Origin of the sequence: Amycolatopsis sp. ATCC 39116 (assembly GCF_000231075.2) — a bacterium.
Classification (GTDB): Bacteria; Actinomycetota; Actinomycetes; order Mycobacteriales; family Pseudonocardiaceae; genus Amycolatopsis_E; species Amycolatopsis_E tucumanensis.
In genome coordinates this window covers 1-16163 of the sequence record NZ_AFWY03000035.1, presented here as the reverse complement: position 1 = coordinate 16163, position 16163 = coordinate 1, and the positions used below count along the sequence as shown (strand labels likewise).

17 protein-coding genes and 1 pseudogene are annotated in these 16163 nt (G+C 71.2%); 11 read left to right on the top strand and 7 right to left on the bottom strand.

Features of this window, described 5'->3' with window-relative positions:
- From AMY39116_RS0328055 to AMY39116_RS0328045, 3 genes are all read left to right on the top strand, one after another.
- Window positions 1-1182: an ABC transporter ATP-binding protein gene (locus AMY39116_RS0328055; RefSeq protein ID WP_020420930.1), complete on the top strand. Its 1182-nt coding sequence runs from the start codon at window positions 1-3 to the stop codon at window positions 1180-1182.
- A gap of 94 nt (window positions 1183-1276) precedes the next feature.
- On the top strand, window positions 1277-1582 hold the full coding sequence (locus AMY39116_RS0328050; RefSeq protein WP_027936279.1) for a hypothetical protein: 306 nt from the start codon (window positions 1277-1279) through the stop codon (window positions 1580-1582).
- A 330-nt stretch (window positions 1583-1912) separates the two neighbouring features.
- Window positions 1913-2350 (top strand): type II toxin-antitoxin system VapC family toxin, encoded by a 438-nt coding sequence (locus tag AMY39116_RS0328045; RefSeq protein ID WP_020420928.1) that lies wholly within the window; start codon window positions 1913-1915, stop codon window positions 2348-2350.
- A gap of 223 nt (window positions 2351-2573) precedes the next feature.
- On the opposite strand, the gene AMY39116_RS0328040 is transcribed toward AMY39116_RS0328045, so the two are convergent.
- Together AMY39116_RS0328040 and AMY39116_RS0328035 are read right to left on the bottom strand one after the other, a co-directional pair.
- Entirely contained in the window at window positions 2574-3398 is an 825-nt protein-coding gene (locus tag AMY39116_RS0328040) for a hypothetical protein (RefSeq protein WP_020420927.1), read from the bottom strand.
- A gap of 4 nt (window positions 3399-3402) precedes the next feature.
- Window positions 3403-4083, bottom strand: a complete 681-nt coding sequence (locus AMY39116_RS0328035; RefSeq protein WP_020420926.1) for a TetR/AcrR family transcriptional regulator — start codon at window positions 4081-4083, stop codon at window positions 3403-3405.
- 91 nt (window positions 4084-4174) lie between these two features.
- Here AMY39116_RS0328035 and AMY39116_RS0328030 point away from each other — a divergent pair, with 91 nt between their 5' ends.
- Complete coding sequence (locus AMY39116_RS0328030) at window positions 4175-5677, top strand: MFS transporter (RefSeq protein WP_020420925.1); 1503 nt, start codon at window positions 4175-4177, stop codon at window positions 5675-5677.
- Window positions 5678-5698: 21 nt separating this feature from the next.
- On the opposite strand, the gene AMY39116_RS0328025 is transcribed toward AMY39116_RS0328030, so the two are convergent.
- The 3 genes from AMY39116_RS0328025 to AMY39116_RS0328010 form a co-directional block, all read right to left on the bottom strand.
- Window positions 5699-6547 carry a ParB N-terminal domain-containing protein gene (locus tag AMY39116_RS0328025; protein ID WP_020420924.1) on the bottom strand — a complete coding sequence of 283 codons (849 nt, stop codon included), beginning with the start codon at window positions 6545-6547 and terminating at the stop codon, window positions 5699-5701.
- A complete protein-coding gene (locus tag AMY39116_RS0328020) occupies window positions 6544-7212 on the bottom strand; it encodes a metallophosphoesterase (RefSeq protein WP_020420923.1) in 669 nt (222 codons plus the stop codon). Before AMY39116_RS0328020 ends, AMY39116_RS0328025 begins: the two co-directional genes overlap by 4 nt.
- 170 nt (window positions 7213-7382) lie before the next feature.
- Window positions 7383-8468 (bottom strand): magnesium and cobalt transport protein CorA, encoded by a 1086-nt coding sequence (locus AMY39116_RS0328010; RefSeq protein WP_020420922.1) that lies wholly within the window; start codon window positions 8466-8468, stop codon window positions 7383-7385.
- Between the two features lie 316 nt (window positions 8469-8784).
- Here AMY39116_RS0328010 and AMY39116_RS0328005 point away from each other — a divergent pair, with 316 nt between their 5' ends.
- The 3 genes from AMY39116_RS0328005 to AMY39116_RS0327995 are packed head-to-tail and all read left to right on the top strand — an operon-like array spanning window position 8785 to window position 12031.
- Window positions 8785-9288 (top strand): MaoC family dehydratase, encoded by a 504-nt coding sequence (locus tag AMY39116_RS0328005; protein WP_020420921.1) that lies wholly within the window; start codon window positions 8785-8787, stop codon window positions 9286-9288.
- A gap of 10 nt (window positions 9289-9298) precedes the next feature.
- The gene (locus tag AMY39116_RS0328000) at window positions 9299-10402 is read left to right on the top strand and encodes a DUF2332 domain-containing protein (protein ID WP_027936277.1); all 1104 of its coding nucleotides are present in this window, start codon (window positions 9299-9301) and stop codon (window positions 10400-10402) included.
- A 39-nt stretch (window positions 10403-10441) separates the two neighbouring features.
- Window positions 10442-12031, top strand: a complete 1590-nt coding sequence (locus tag AMY39116_RS0327995) for an acyl--CoA ligase family protein (protein WP_020420919.1) — start codon at window positions 10442-10444, stop codon at window positions 12029-12031.
- Between the two features lie 631 nt (window positions 12032-12662).
- Here the strand turns inward: AMY39116_RS0327995 and AMY39116_RS0327990 are convergent.
- Window positions 12663-13064 carry an NUDIX hydrolase gene (locus AMY39116_RS0327990; protein ID WP_020420918.1) on the bottom strand — a complete coding sequence of 134 codons (402 nt, stop codon included), beginning with the start codon at window positions 13062-13064 and terminating at the stop codon, window positions 12663-12665.
- 172 nt (window positions 13065-13236) lie between these two features.
- On the opposite strand from AMY39116_RS0327990, the gene AMY39116_RS46860 reads away from it, so the two are divergent.
- The 4 genes from AMY39116_RS46860 to AMY39116_RS0327970 are packed head-to-tail and all read left to right on the top strand — an operon-like array spanning window position 13237 to window position 15519.
- A complete protein-coding gene (locus AMY39116_RS46860) occupies window positions 13237-13401 on the top strand; it encodes a hypothetical protein (RefSeq protein ID WP_017986942.1) in 165 nt (54 codons plus the stop codon).
- Window positions 13402-13422: 21 nt separating this feature from the next.
- Window positions 13423-13983, top strand: a complete 561-nt coding sequence (locus AMY39116_RS0327980) for a PH domain-containing protein (RefSeq protein WP_020420917.1) — start codon at window positions 13423-13425, stop codon at window positions 13981-13983.
- A gap of 46 nt (window positions 13984-14029) precedes the next feature.
- Window positions 14030-14887, top strand: coding sequence for a PHP domain-containing protein (locus tag AMY39116_RS0327975; protein WP_027936276.1), 858 nt, complete (start codon window positions 14030-14032; stop codon window positions 14885-14887).
- 2 nt (window positions 14888-14889) lie between these two features.
- Window positions 14890-15519 (top strand): MarC family protein, encoded by a 630-nt coding sequence (locus AMY39116_RS0327970; RefSeq protein WP_017986945.1) that lies wholly within the window; start codon window positions 14890-14892, stop codon window positions 15517-15519.
- Between the two features lie 427 nt (window positions 15520-15946).
- Here the strand turns inward: AMY39116_RS0327970 and AMY39116_RS46650 are convergent.
- Window positions 15947-16163: pseudogene (locus AMY39116_RS46650) on the bottom strand (hypothetical protein); the annotation flags it as partial.

Genomic DNA, 16163 nt, shown 5'->3' with positions numbered 1-16163 from the left:
ATGGCTGAGATCGTGCTGGACAAGGTGAGCAAGCGCTATCCGGACGGTGCGCTCGCCGTGTCCGAAGTGGACCTGCAGGTGGCCGACGGTGAGTTCATCATCCTGGTCGGTCCGTCCGGGTGCGGGAAGTCGACCACGTTGAACATGGTGGCGGGGCTGGAGGACATCTCCTCCGGCGAGCTGCGCATCGACGGCGAGCGGATGAACGAGAAGGCGCCGAAGGACCGGGACATCGCGATGGTGTTCCAGTCCTACGCGCTGTACCCGCACATGAGCGTGCGGGAGAACATGGCCTTCCCGCTGCGACTGGCCAAGATCGACGACGCGACGGTCAAGGCGAAGGTCGAGGAGGCCGCGGAGATCCTGGACCTGACCCAGCACCTGGACCGCAAACCGTCCAACCTGTCCGGTGGCCAGCGGCAGCGCGTCGCGATGGGACGCGCGATCGTGCGCAGCCCCAAGGCGTTCCTGATGGACGAGCCGTTGTCCAACCTGGACGCGAAGCTGCGCGGGCAGATGCGGACGTCGGTGTCGAAGCTGCAGCGCCAGCTCGGCACGACCACGCTGTACGTCACGCACGACCAGACGGAGGCCATGACGCTGGGCGACCGGGTCGTGGTGCTGCGGGCCGGGTACGTGCAGCAGATCGGTTCGCCGCAGTTCCTCTACGACCACCCGACCAACCTGTTCGTGGCCGGGTTCATCGGCTCGCCGTCGATGAACTTCGTGCCGGCGACGCTGGAGGACGGGAGCCTGAAGAGCGCGCTGGGCACGGTCCAGCTGCCGGACCGGTTGCGGCGGCTGGCGGAGGAGGCGAACGCGCCGCGGGAGGTGATCGCCGGCATCCGGCCCGAGCACTTCGAGGACGCCGGGCTGCTGGAGGAGTCCGCCCGCGCCGGCGGTTGCGTGTTCAGCGCCCACGTCGACGTGCTGGAGTCGATGGGGTCGGAGAAGTACGCGTACTTCACGGTCGAGGGCGCGACGGCGACGTCGTCGGAGCTGGCCGAGCTGGCGGCGGACGCCGGAGCGGACGACGTGCCGGGCGGCGGAGCCTCCATCACGGCCCGGCTGTCCCCCGCGTCGAGCGCCCGGGAAGGCGGAACGCTCGACGTGTGGTTCGACGTGCAGAAGATCCAGCTGTTCGACCCGGCGTCGGGTAAGAACCTGACCTTCGAGGGCTGAGTACTCGTTCGGGCCGGAGCGCCGCTGTCACCCGCAAGTGGTGCTCCGGCCCGTTCTCGGCTTGGCCTGACAGCATCCTTGCTAGCATGCTGTCATGAGTCAGGTCAGCTGGCGCGCCGCCGACGAACTGGTGCATCGGGTCCGGCAGGCCGCGGCTCAACGGGGGGAGAGCATGAACGAGTTCATCACGCGCGTCCTCGACGCGGCGACGGATCCGGACCTGGCGGGCGACGAGAACGCGCGGCTGCGTGAACGCCTCCGCCGGGCCGGCCTGCTGTGGGAACCCGAAACGCCGGCCACACGTCCCGACCCGGCCGCGGTGGCCGCCGCCGCGCGCCGCGCCGCTGCGACGGGCCCCCTGGCCGCCGACCTGATCAGCGAAGAACGCGGCCCGCGGTGAGGGGTTGTCCGGCGGCCGGGGACGTTCGGCGAGTTGGTGGTGCGCGATTGGCGGCGAGGTCCGCGCCGGTGGTGCCCGTCCGGGTCCGGGCCGCGTGCCTGTGCGTGCCTGCACGCGGGGTGGGCATTCGGCGGCGGAGATCGGAGCTGTTCGCTCGAGCGGTTGTGCCGCCCGGGCTGTCGGGCTCGCAACCGCGCAGGGTGAGACCGCGGTGACCGGCTTGCCCACGGGCGGCCGACGGGCGGGTTGTGCCGTCCGGACCGACGGAGCACCGACCCGGCGGCCGCCGGGCATTCGCGTCAGCGTGCTCCTCCGGAAGCGCAGCGCGTCATGAGCGTCTTCGCCGACTCTTCCGCGCTCGTCAAGCTCTACGTCGCCGAGCCGGGCAGCGAGCAGGTTCAGGCGCTGTCCGGGCTGGTCGTCTCCCAGATCGCGCGCGTCGAGATCCCGGCCGCGCTCTGGCGCAAGCACCGCATGGGCGCCATCTCCGCGGCCGACGCCCGCCTGCTGGTGTCCGCCTTCGAGGCCGACTACCACGGCACCCCGGACGAGCCGCCCCGGTTCGCGGTCGTCCCGGTGACCCCGATCGTCCTCGACGTGGCCGCCCGGCTCACCGGGGTGCACGGCCTGCGGGCCTACGACGCCATCCAGCTCGCCACCGCCCAGCTGGTCGCATCGGCCGACCGCGAGTGCCGGACCTTCGCGGCGTTCGACAAAGCGCTGTCCGAAGCCGCCGCGGGGGAGGGCTTCCACCCGCTGGGTGGCTGACCGCCGCCGGCGACGGGAGAGGGTCTCGCCCGCTGGGGTGGCTGCCCCGATACCGGAGGAGCGCCACCACTGGGTGGCTGAATCCTCAACAGCGAGGGGGAGGGTTTCGCCCGTCGACCGCCGGTCACCTCGCCGCGCCGACGGAGCCGCCACCAGCTACCTGCCAGGGGAGGGCTTCCCCCATCGCGGCCCTGAAGAATCTCTCAGCCGCGGGCGGGCATTCTCACCTCAGCGACGGGAGGTGGCGGATGGCCAGGTCGGCGGTGCCGCGATGATCTTCCTCGGCGTGGCCTGCGCGGTCCTCGGGGCGGTCGCCGCCGCGTTGGGGGCCTGGTTGCAGCACCGCGGTGTCACCACGACAGGCCGCACGAGCCCGGCGGCCCTCCTGCGCAACCCGGCCTGGCGGTTCGGCGTCCTGGTGCTCACTGCCTGCACCGTCCTGCAGGCGCTCGCCCTCGCGTTCGCCCCTGTAACCGTCGTGACCCCGGTCGTCGTGCTGGCGCTGCCCATCCTGACCGTCCTCAACGGACCCCGCGATCACGTCACCCGCGCCGCCGTCGCCGCCGTCACCCTCGCCGTCGCGGTGTTCGTCACCCTGACCGCGCGCGACGCGCAGCCCACCACGATCCCGCCGGACACCGTCGTCGACGCCGGTCAGCTCGTCGGCGTCCTCGTCATCGCCCTCGTCGCCGTCGCCACGCTCGCCCAGGGCATCGCCCGCAGCGCGGCCCTCGCCGTCGCCGCCGGGGCGGGCTACGGCCTGGTCGCCGTGCTCATCCGGGACGTCCTGCACTCCGACGGCCTGCCCTGGCTCTCCCTGCTCGCCGCGGTCCTCGCGTTCGCCACCGCCGCCTGGCTCGTCCAGCACGCCTACGCCAGCGGGCCGCCGGACATCGTCGTCGGGTGCCAGACCGCCGCCAACCCGGTGGTCGCCACCGCGCTCGGCATGACCGTCCTCGGCGAGGCGCCCGAACTCGACCTGCCGGTCCTCGCCGCGTGCGGGGCCACCGCGATCGCCGGCGTCGCGGTGCTCGCGGTCCGGCGCCACCACCTCAACGCCGCGAGTGCCACGCCTTCATCGCGCAATCCAGCATCTCGTGGTCCAGCGGCGGCACCGGCAGTTCCTGCCGCTGCCCGCCGTCCGCGCGCAGGCCGTCCAGCAGCATGGTCAGGTACCGCTGCCACAGGTCCGGGGCCACGTCGTGCGAGTACTCCACGACCGACGCGACCATCTTGAACAGCACCGGGCAGTCCGTCTCGACGAAGTCCGCGCGCAACGCGCCGCTGTCCTTCGCCCGCTGCACCAGCTCGGTCACCACCGGGATCATCCTGTCCTTGACCCGCGCCACCTCGACCTGGCCGAACGCGTTGCTGAGCAAGGTGTCCCGCATCCCGCGGTCGTCCGCCATCATCCGGACCGCGTCCCACACGAACTTCCGGAAACCCTCCCACGGATCCGGGTCGGCCAGCGCCGCGCGGGCGCCCTCCTCGATCTCCTCCAGCCGGCGGGCGAACATCGCGTCGATCAGGTGTTCCTTGTTCGGGAACCGCCGGTAGACCGTGCCGACGCCCAGTCCCGCCGCGTGCGCCACGTCGTCCAGCGTCGCGTCGAAACCCCGCTCCCGGAACACGTCCCGGGCCGCCGACAGGATCCGCAGCCGGTTCCGTTCGGCGTCGCGCCGCAGCGGCCGCGGCGATGCGGCGCGCAGTGTGTCCCGCGTCATGAAACCCATTCTACCAAACCTGAGATAGCTCCTCCGGTTTTTGGGTACGGTGGAAAGCGAAGGGGAGGTCCCCACTCCACATACGTCTGCGAGGACCGGAATGACGCAAACCACCTACGTCGAGCCCGCCGGGGGGAGACCAGCCGGCTCGACGGCCGACCCGCACCACGCGCGGCGCTGGCTGATCCTGGTGATGATCGGGCTGGCCCAGCTGATGGTCGTGCTCGACGCGACCATCGTGAACATCGCGCTGCCCACCGCCCAGCACGAACTGGGCTTCTCCAGCGACGCCCGCCAGTGGGTCGTCACCGCCTACGCGCTCGCCTTCGGCAGCCTGCTGCTGCTCGGCGGCCGCGTGAACGACCTGTTCGGCCGCAAGCGCGCCTTCCTCATCGGCCTCGCCGGCTTCGCGCTCGCCTCGGCGGTCGGCGGCGCCGCGAACGGCATCGAAATGCTGATCGTCGCCCGCGCCGCGCAGGGTGTGTTCGGCGCGCTGCTGGCGCCCGCCGCGTTGTCGCTGCTGACCACCACGTTCACCGACCCGAAGGAACGCGGCCGCGCGTTCGGCATCTTCGGTGCGATCGCAGGCGGGGGTGCCGCGGTCGGACTGCTGCTCGGCGGGGTGCTCACCGAGTACCTCGACTGGCGCTGGTGCATGTTCGTCAACATCGTCTTCGCGGTGATCGCCTTCGTCGGCGGCTCCAGCCTGCTCCGGCACCGGCCGTCCGAGGACCGGCCGAAACTGGACATCCCGGGCGCGGTCGTCTCGACCCTGGGCCTGTTCGCCGTCGTCTACGGCTTCGCCAACGCCGAGACCCATGACTGGTCCTCGCCGCTGGTGTGGGGTTTCCTGGCCGCCGGTGTGGTGCTGCTCGGCGTGTTCGTCCGCATCGAGACGCGGGTGGCGCACCCGCTGCTGCCGATGCGCGTGCTGCTCGACCGCAACCGCGGCGGCGCGTACCTCGCGGTGTTCCTGCTGGGCATCGGGATGTTCGGCATCTTCCTGTTCCTGACCTACTACCTGCAGCAGAACCTCGGGTTCACGCCGATCACGTCCGGCCTGGCGTTCCTGCCGATGGTCGGCACGCTGATGGTGAGCGCGACGCTGTCCACGAGCGTGCTGCTGCCGCGCGTCGGGCCGAAGGTCCTCGTCGGCGCGGGCATGGTGATCGCCGCGGCCGGGCTGTTCTGGCTCAGCGGCATCGACTCGGCCAGCACCTACGCCAGCGGTGTGCTGTTCCCGCTCATGGTGGCCGGGGTCGGCATCGGCCTGTCGATGGCGCCGTCGATGAACGTCGCCATCTCGGGCGTCGACCCGCACGACGCCGGGGTCGCCTCGGCGACGGTCAACACCGGCCAGCAGATCGGCGGTTCGATCGGCACCGCGCTGCTCAGCTCGGTCGCCGCCGACGCCGCGGCCTCGTTCGCCGTGGGCAAGACGCCGACGCCGCAGCTGCTGGCGGACGCCGCGATCCACAGCTACACCACGGCGTTCACCTGGGCGGCGGGCATCTTCCTGCTCGGCGCGGTCGTCTGCGGACTGCTGATCAAGCCGGGCGTGCCCGAGGAGATCGAAACGGACATGCCGGTCGTCCACGCCTGAGCGACCAAGGGCCCGCCGGCGTCAGCGCCGGCGGGCTCGCAGCGCTTCGATGACCTCGTCGTCCCAGCGGTGCTGGCGGATCAGGCGGTAGCGCTCCCCGGCGACCCACATGTAGGCCTCGGCCTCGGTGCGGTCGCCGATCAGCTCCGCCTGCCGCATCATTTCCACCACCGGCAGGTACTCCTCCTCGTACCAGCGCCGCGCGATCGTGGCGCGGTCGAGGAACTTCCCCTCGGACTGCATCAGCCGGAAACCCCACGCCTCGACGTGCTCGCCGAGGTGCGCGTAGTCCCACGGGTCGCTCACCACGATCGCCGCCCGCGCCTCGCCCGCCAGCGGCACCCGCGACAGGAACAGCCGCCGGTAGTCCTTCACGATCAGGTCGCCCCGGTAGCGGATGCCCTTCGGGTTGAGCTTGGTGTGCACCTCGGTCACCGCGGCCTCGATGGTCTCCAGCCCCAGCGCGTAGGCCACCGACACGCGGTGGTGCCCGTCGATCACGAAGTGCAGGTCGCCGACCCGGTACACCTCGATCGGCGGGATGTGCTCGCCGCGGCGGGCGGCCAGCGCGAGCCGTTCCCACCGTTCCCGCACCCGGCCGGAAGTCGGCCGGAACCGGCGGTCGAAGTCGCGGCCGCGGTCGACGCTGCCGACGATCGAGTTCAGCGGGATCACCCGCAACCCGATTCGCCGCTCGCTCACGTAGCCGAGCGCGTCCACGACCTCGTCGAACGGCAGCATGATGTTGACGTCGTCGGGCTCCCGGCGCAGCCAGTTCGCCAGCCGCGACAGCACCTGCCGCCGCCGGGCGCGCAGGAAGTCGTGCTCGGCGTCGGCGCGGGGGAAACCGGTGTCCCGCGCGGCGTTCACGTCCGCACCTCGTGCGGGGTGAACGCGATCAGGTGCCTGCCGACGACGTTGCGGACGCGCGTGTCGCCCATCCGGTGCTCCCTGGGTTGTTCGCCGTAGGGGTGGATGTGCCCGTGCAGCAACCAGTCCGGCCGCATCTTCTCGACCGTCCGGTGCAGGCAGTCGAAGCCCTGGTGCGCCGGGTCTTCGCGGTCGCCGACGCCGCGGGGCGGGGCGTGCGTGAGCAGGACGTCGACACCGCGCCCGTCGCGGCGCTGCCTGCGCGCAGCCTGCCGGACCAGCCGCCGGGCGCGCCGGGCCTGCTGCGCCTGCGTCCACTGGTTGGGGCCCTCGTTGTAGCGGACCGAGCCGCCGAGGCCGGCGATCCGCAGGCCGCACACGTCGACGACCCGGCCGTCGGCGTTGACCGCGCCGGCGGGCCCGGGCCAGGCCTGCGGGAAACCTGCCCGCATGAACAGGCCGCCGTGGCGGGTGAACCCGGACAGGTCCGGGTCGTGGTTGCCGGGCACGAACACGCACGGCACGCCGCCCAGCGAGTCGGTCAGGAACTCCAGGTAGTCGAACGGCAGGTCACCGGCGGCCAGGACGAGGCCGACCTCGCAGCCGGGGCCGACACCGGCCCACAGCTGCTCGTCGACCTCGTCGGAGACCACCAGCGCGCGCATGCCTCCACGATAGGTACTCGTCAGTGGGCCTGCGCGAGTTCCGGGTGGTCGGCGATCAGCACCGCCACCACCGCGATCCACACCAGGGTCAGCGCGAGGGCCCAGAACTTGAGGCTCGTGAGCAGTCTGGTCATCGGAGAACTCCTTCCAGCGAACAGGTCAGGAAAGGGTCAGAGCCACTTGTTCTTCCTGAATATTCGGTAGAGAAGCAGGCAGATCCCGAGAATCAGCACGAGAACCGCCGGATACCCGAACTTCCAGCGCAACTCCGGCATGTAGTCGAAATTCATGCCGTAAATACCCGCGATCATCGTGGGGACCGTGATCATGGCCGCCCACGAGGTGATCTTGCGCATGTCGGTGTTCTGCTGGAGCGTGATCTTGGCGACCGTGGCGTTCACCAGGGTCGTCAGCAGCTCGTCGAAGTTGCCCACCCGCTCCGACACGGTGGTCAGGTGGTCGTCCACGTCGCGGAAGTACGACCGGACCTCGTCGGGGACCAGCCGGGTGAAGCCCTCCGCGAGCCTGCGCACCGGCGTGACCAGCGGCAGCACCGCGCGGCGCAGCTCCAGCACCTCGCGTTTCATGAGGTAGATCTGCTCGGCGCTGACCGACGAGCGGGGCGCGAACACCCGCGCCTCCATCTCGTCGATGTCCTCCTCGATCGAGGAGGTGACGTCGAGGTACTGGTCGACGATGAGGTCGGTGATGGCGTGCAGCACCGCGGCCGGGCCGTTGGTCAGCCGCTCCGGGTCCTCGTCGAGGTCGCGGCGCAGCCGGGCCAGCCCGGAGTGCGCCCCGTGCCGGACGGTGATGATGAAGTCCAGCCCGAGGAACGCCATCAGCTCGCCGGTCTCCACGATCTCGTTGGCCGTGGTCGGCGACTCGTGCTCGACGTAGCGGACCGTCTTGAGCACCATGAACAGCGTGTCGTCGTAGCGCTCCAGCTTGGGCCGCTGGTGCGCCTGGACGGCGTCCTCCACGGCCAGCTCGTGCAGGCCGTAGACCTCCGCGATGCCCTGGATCTGCTGCTGGTCGGGCTCGTGCAGGCCGATCCAGACGAACCCGTCGCGACGGCGCCGGACCTCCTTGATGGCCTCGGCGTGCGTCCAGCGCCCTGGCAGCCGTTCGCCGTCGACGTACACGGCGCAGTCGACGATGTAGGCCGAGACGGGAACCGGCACGGGCGGCTCGACCCGGCCGGCTCGGCCGTTGCCCCGGCCGCGCAGGCCGCCGAGGGAGGGAATCGCAGGCATGGGATCTCCTGGCTTTCGCAGTGCGTACCACGACCGCCGGGCGGGCAGGAATGCGTCCGCTCGGCTCTACCAGCGTTTCCCGGGCGAACTGCGCCTAAAGCACGGAAATGGTTCCGGCCACGTGGAGGGAAACGCTGGGTTTACTAGGGAGCGGACTATCGCCACTACTCATCTTGCGTTCCTCACCTCCTCCAGCCGGACCGGCAACGTGGCGGCTGTCGCGTTGACGCACCGCCGCCATTGGTCGAGGGTACTCCTCAACATCAGTTGACGTCGCTCCAGGTCGGTGTGGCGTTACCCGCAGGGAGGTCGACCAGTGCAGTTCGGGCGGTACTTCGAGGAGTTCGAGGTGGGTGCGGTGTACAAGCACTGGCCAGGCAAGACGGTGACCGAGTACGACGACCACCTCTTCTGCCTGCTCACCATGAACCACCACCCGCTGCACATGGACGCGCACTACGCGGCGGAGACCACAGACTTCGGCAAGAACGTCGTGGTGGGCAACTACATCTACTCGCTGCTGCTGGGCATGTCGGTGCCGGACGTGTCGGGCAAGGCGATCGCGAACCTGGAGATCGAGTCGCTGCGGCACGTCAAGCCGACCTTCCACGGTGACACCATCTACGGTGAGACCGAGGTGCTGGACAAGACCCCGTCCAAGTCCAAGGACGACCGGGGCGTGGTGTACGTGGAGACCCGGGGCTACAAGCAGGACGGCACGATCGTGTGCATCTTCCGGCGCAAGGTCCTGGTGCCGAAGCAGAACTACGGTGAGGCGCGTGGGGGCGAGCAGCCGGGCCGTCCCGTTCCGCACGAGTGAGGGAGACCGCGTGACGATCGGGTTGGCCGAAGCCAAGCGGCGGTTGGACGAGTTCGCCGGGAGCGCGGCGGGCGAGTCACCGCTGTACGAGCACCTGGCGTCGAAGGCAGCCGAGGACGACGCGGTGGCCGGCCTGCTGGCCGCCGCGCCCGAGGAGGCGAGCCCCGCGCTGTTGTTCGCGGTCGCCCACCGGCTGGTCCAGGCCGACCCGATCCACCCGCTGTACCGGTACTACCCCGCGCTGGGCGGGTCCTACGGCGTTGACGACGAGACGTGGCCGCTGTTCCGCGAGTTCCTGCTCGCGCACGCCGGCGAGGCGGCGGGCATGCTCGCGTCGCGGTCGCTGGCGAACAACGAGGTGCGGCGCGCCGCGTCGGTGTTCCCCGCGGTCGCGATGGCGGCCAAGCAGGCCGGCGGCAAGATCGCGCTGCTCGAGGTCGGCACCGCGGGCGGGCTGCTGCTCGGGATGGACAAGTTCGCCTACCGGTACCAGTGCGACGGCGGCGAGCAGCTGGTCGCCGGGCCTGCCAAGGCGGCGGTCGGGCTCCACTGCGCGCTCGACCTGGCGCCCGGCGCGGTGCTGCCGAAACTGCCGAAGAAGCTGACCGTCGTGGCGCGCGCCGGGCTCGACCCGCGGCCGCTGGATCTGTCCGATGAGGACGAGCTGGCGTGGCTGGAGGCCTGCGTGTGGGGCGACCAGCCGGACCGGGTGCGGCTGCTGCGGGCGGCCGCGCTGGCGCAGCGCAAGTCGCCGCCGCAGATCGTCGCCGGGGACGCGGTCGGCGCGTTCGACGAGGCTCTCGCCCTGCTGCCCGCGGACGTGCCGCTGGTGGTGCTCACCTGCCGGACGATGGGGCACATGCCGGATGCCGACCGCGGCGAGTTCCTGTCGCGGCTGGCCGCGCTGGGCGAGTCGCGTCCACTGTGGTGGGTCATGGACGAGACGTACGAGCACGGGTTGTCCGCGGTGCTGCCGGGGCGGGACGAGCTGGCCTTCGCCGTCGACGGCCAGACGACGCTCGGCCTGGCGCGGCGCACGGCCGGCGGCTGGGACGCGGTCGCGCTGGCCCGCACCACCCGCTACGGCGCCCGGATGACCTGGCTGGCCGCCTAGCTGTTGTGTGCCGGCGGCCACTGCGGTGAGGATGTGGTCATGGCTGACACGTGGTTCACCCCGCTGACCCCGCTGGCCTTCCTGGAGCGCTCCGCCGAGGTCTTCCCGGACAAGGACGCGATCGTCTACGGCGAGCGCCGCGTGACCTACCGCGAGTTCGCCGCGGAGGCCACCCGCGTGGCGCACGCGTTGCGGGCGAGCGGGGTCGGGCCGGGGGACCGCGTGGCCTACCTGCTGCCGAACATCCCGGAGATGCTGGTCGCGCACTTCGCGGTGCCGCTCGCGGGCGCGGTGCTGGTGGCGATCAACACCCGGCTCGCGCCGGCCGAGATCCGCTACATCCTGGAGCACTCCGGGGCGAAGGTGCTGGTGGTGGACGCCGCGCTGCACGCGTCGGTGCCGCCCGGCACCGGTGTGGACGTCGTGACGGTGGTGGACGGCGCGGAGCCGGACCCGGCCGTCGGCGGCATCACCTACGACGAGCTGCTGGCGCGGGGCAGCGACGAGCCGCTGCCGTGGAGCGTCGCGGACGAGCGGTCGACGATCTCGATCAACTACACGTCCGGGACCACCGGCAGGCCGAAGGGCGTCCAGTACCACCACCGCGGCGCGTACCTGAACTCGCTGGCCGAGATCATCCACTCGGGGCACACGCCGGAGTCGAAGTACCTGTGGACGTTGCCGATGTTCCACTGCAACGGCTGGTGCACGACCTGGGCGGTCACCGCCATCGGCGGCACGCACGTGTGCCTGCGGGCGGTTGACGCGGCCGAGATCTGGCGACTGCTGGACGGCGAGGGGATCACCCACCTCAACGGCGCGCCGACGGTGCTGAACACGATCGCCGCGTACTCGGGGGCGCACCCGCTGCCGCGGGAGGTCGTGGTGACCACCGCGGGGGCGCCGCCGTCGCCGACCGTGATCCGGCGGATGACGGACCTGGGCGCGCGGCTGGTGCACGTGTACGGGCTGACCGAGACGTACGGGCCGTACACGGTGTGCGAGGCGCAGGAGGGGTGGGTCAAGCTCGACATCGCCGAGCGGAGCCGGCTGATGGCGCGGCAGGGCGTCGGGATGCTGGTGACCGACGGGATCCGGGTGGTGGACGAGCAGATGCGCGACGTGCCCCGCGACGGTGTCACGATGGGCGAGGTCGTGATGCGCGGGAACAACGTGATGTCCGGTTACTTCGCCGACCCCGAGGCGACGGAGAAAGCGTTTCGCGGCGGGTGGTTCCACTCGGGTGACCTGGGCGTGTGGCACCCGGACGGCTACATCCAGCTGCGTGACCGGGCGAAGGACATCATCGTCTCCGGTGGCGAGAACATCTCCACGATCGAGGTGGAGGCGGCGCTGGACTCGCACGAGGCCGTCGCGGAGGTCGCGGTGGTCGGCGTGCCGGACGAGAAGTGGGGCGAGCGGCCGAAGGCGTACGTCGTGCTGCGGCCAGGCGCGACGGCCACGGCGGATGACTTGCGGGCGCACGTGCGGGAGCAGATCGCGCGGTTCAAGGTGCCCGACCAGGTCGAATTCGTGGACGCGCTGCCCAAGACTTCGACGGGGAAGATCCAGAAGTTCCAGCTGCGCGAACGCGAGTGGGGTGGTTCGGAGTCCCGGATCCAGGGCTGATCACGGCGGATTGCTCTCAGCGGCGGGTCCGCGCCCTGCCCGCCTGCCGTGAGGGCTGCGCCGCTAAGGGATTGTGGCGCCGCTGCCGCCGGATCGGGCTGCGCCGCTGCCGCATCGGGTCGCGGCACCGCCGCGAGTGGCCACCCCACTGCCGCAACGGGCCGCGGCACCGTCGCGACCGACCAAACCACCGCCGCAAGCGGCCAGCTAGGCCCCGTGACCGGCCAACTCGACACCGATGCGCGCCGGCTTCACTGCCGCGACCGGCCGCGCCACTGCCGCAAACCGGCCGGCTCGCCGCCGCAACAGGCCGGCTCGCCGCCGCAGCCGGCTAACTGGGCCCCGTGACCGGCCAACTCGGCACCGCTGCGCGCCGGCTCACGGCCGCGACGAGCCGCGTCACCACCGCGACGAGCCGCGGCACCGGCGCATTGGGCCGCGCCACCGCCGCGACTGGCCGGCGCACCACTTCCGACCCGCCAACCCGCTGCCGCGACCCGCCACTGCCGCGCCGGGGCGCGTCGGCCCCCCGGACAGCGTGCTTCCCCCGGGCCACATGCCGACAGTTCCGGCCGCCGAGCCGACCGTTCCGAGCCCCGGACGCACCGGCACCGAGCGGCGGAAAGCGCCCTCAGCAGCGCGGCAGCATCTCCCAGCCACGCAGCGTGTCGGCCAAGCCGTCCGTCAGCGCGAGCGCCGCGAAGGCCGCCTCGTCGACCCAGCGCACCTCGGCCGCGTCGTCGCCGGCTCGCAGCGAACCGCCTGCCACCGCGCAGGTGTAGTCGTGGATCTCGTAGCGGCCGCGGATCACGTGGCCCACCAGCGCGCCGGGGCGCACGACGAGCCCGGTTTCCTCGCGCATCTCCCGGATCAGCGCCTCGCTGTCCGTTTCGCCTGGTTCGACGCGTCCGCCGGGGATCGACCACAGTCCGCGTCCGGGGTCGTTCGCGCGCCGGACGAGCAGCAGGCGGCCCGCTTGATCGTGCAAGATCCCGCCTACGCAGCGCACGGGAATCGGGCCGGTCGCGCTCATGAGGGCAGCCTAACCCGGGCGTGGTGGAAGCGGAGAGTAACCAACCGATTAGATCACAGCCGGACACTGACCCAAGCGCGGGACTTACCTCCCGTAACCCTGCGGAGTGCGGTACAACGTTACTGGTGAGCTTGCCAGTCCGATGCCGGAGTAAGAGACGGGATTGATCGTTGTGAACGCGAAGAAGATTGCCGGGCTCGTGGGTATCGCGTTGGTGCTGTTCTTCGTGATCGCCCAGCCGGGCAACGCGGCCAACCTGGTCAGCAACATCGTCGACTTCCTGCGTGAATCGGCCGAGGCCGTCATCACCTTCGTCAGCAACGTGTTCACTTCGTAGGCGGCCGGATAGGCTGGCTTGATGTTCGCCCCACGGGATCCCGACGAGTACCTGCTCGACACCGAGCGGCGCGTGGTGCGGGTCCGCAGGCACTGGGCATTCCTGGCCTGGGACACCTTCGAGACGATCGCCCTGCTCGCGATCTGCGTGATGGTGTCCTACCTGCTGCCACCGTCCCTGTGGGTCGTCCAGAACATCCTCTGGTACGCGGCGCTGCTCGTGGTCGTCGTGTACGCGTTCAAGGTCATCGAATGGTGGGTCGAGCGCCTGGTGGTCACGGACAAACGGTTCGTGCTCACCAGCGGCGTCATCACCACCAAGGTTGCGATGATGCCGATCTCGAAGGTCACCGACCTGACCTACGAGCGCTCCGCGTGGGGCCGGATGTTCGGCTACGGCACGGTCGTCGTCGAGTCGGCCGGTCAGATCCAGGCGCTGAACCGGATCGAGTTCCTGCCGAGCCCGGAGGATTTCTACGACACCATCTCCGAACTCGTCTTCGGCGACAAGCACAAGCAGAGCGAGCGCTTCTCCATGATCAAGGCCCAGCGCCTCGCGCGCGGCAAGAAGATCGTCGGTTGACACGTCGTTGTGCCTGGTCGGCCGTGTGCCGACCGGGTAGGCGACAATGATTCCGATGCGCATCGACCTGCACACCCATTCCACCGTGTCGGACGGCACCGACACGCCCGCCGAACTCGTGGCGACGGCCGCCGCCGCGGGGCTCGACGTGGTCGCGCTGACCGACCACGACACCACGGCAGGCTGGGCCGCCGCGGCCGCGGCGCTCCCGTCCGGCCTCACGCTCGTGCCCGGCGCCGAGCTGTCGTGCGTGAGCAGCCTCGGCATCAGCATCCACCTGCTGGCCTACCTGTTCGACCCGGCGTCCCCGGCGATCGTCGAAGAGCAGACGCGGCTGCGGCAGGAGCGCCGCACCCGGCTGCGCGCGATGGCGGTGCGGATGGCCGCCGACGGCCTGCCGATCGACGCCGACGAGCTCCTCGAATCCCTCGGCCCGGACTCCCCGGCGGGCCGGCCGCACCTCGCGCAGGCCCTGGTGCGCGCCGGGCTGGTGACGAGCGTGGACCAGGCGTTCGCCGAGTACCTGGGCGCCGGCCGCGGCTACTACCTGCCGCGGCAGGACACGCCGGTGGAGCGGGCGATCGAGATGATCGCCGAGGCCGGCGGCGTCACCGTGTTCGCGCACCCGTTCGCGCGCAGCCGCGGGCGGATCGTGTCCGCCGACTACATCGCCGGGCTGGCGGAGCTCGGGCTGACCGGGCTGGAGGTCGACCACCCCAACCACGACGAGCCGACGCGCGCCGAGCTGCGCGGGCTGGCCGGTGAGCTGGGGCTGGTGCAGACCGGGTCGAGCGACTACCACGGCACGAACAAGACCATCCCGATCGGCGCGGAGAACACCGACCCCGAGCAGTTCGAGGCGCTCATCGACAAGGCGTCCGGCGCGCAGATCGTGGTGGGCTGACCTTGGCGGTCGCCGACCTCTTCGACGCGAAGCTGTTCCTGGAAGCGTCGATCACGCTGGTCGTGATCATGGACCCGCCGGGGACCGTGCCGGTGTTCCTCAGCCTGGTCGGCCGGAAGCCACCGGCGGTGCGGGCGCGGGCGGCGCGGCAGGCGGTGCTGGTGTCGCTGCTGGTGATCTCGCTGTTCGCGATCGCGGGGCAGGCGATCCTGGCGTACCTCGGGATCGGGGTGCCCGCCCTGCAGGGCGCCGGCGGGCTGCTCCTGCTGCTCATCGCGCTGGACCTGCTGACCGGCCGCGGCGCGACGAGCGAGCCGAACGTGGTGGAGGACGTCAACGTCGCGCTGGTGCCGCTGGGCACCCCGCTGCTGGCCGGACCGGGCGCGATCGCCGCGACGATCGTCTTCGTGCGGCAGGCGTCCGGGCACGTGGGCGCGTACGTCGCGCTGGCCTGCGCGATCGTCGCCGTGCACATCGTCATCTACGCGTGCATGCGGTTCTCCGGCGTGGTCATCCGGCTGATCAAGGAAAGCGGTATCACGCTGCTCGCGAAGATCGCGGGCCTGCTGCTGGCCGCGATCGCCGTGGAGCTGGTCGCGAACTCCGTGAGAGGCTTCATCGAGGGCGGCTGACGTGCCACCTCCGCGGGCAGGTGCTGCTTCCGCGGATGCGGATGCCCGCGATGCCAGGCCTCGTGCCCCACTGCACCGGGCCGGCCTCCGCCGTGAACCTCCGTCTGGGCGCCGGTTGCCGCGCGAGCGAGTCGCGGGTTGCTGGGGGAGCTGCCCGTGCCAGCCGCAGTCGGCTTCGTTGGGGCGGAGTCTTTCCCATCGCGGGCCAACGGTGCCTGTGGGCGCCGGCCGCGCGGGGCCGGACCGGCTGGTCATCGGTCCCGGCTGGCGAGGGGGTCTGGGCTGCCGAGGCGCCGGTTGCCGTTCCCCTGGGGCGGTCACCTGGCGATGCCGCCATCGGCGCCGGCCCCGAGGGCATGCCTGCTGGGTCAGCTCCCGGCACACGGCAGCCACGAACGAGTCGCGGGCTGCCGCCGTGCCGGCTCCGTCAGCCGCCGATCACGGGTGGGCTGATGCGGTTCCCGTTCTCGTCCGTGCCGCCCTCGTGGCCGAAGATGCTGTCCGGGTCGTCCTCGAGCAGGTACGCGGGCCGCTCGTGGTCCTTGTCCTCGTCCTTCTTCGAGTTGCCCGCCGGGCCGGCCAGGTGCGAGCCGGACGCGCCCGCCTTGCCCGCGGCGCCGGCGCGTCCGCTGTTCGCGCTCTCC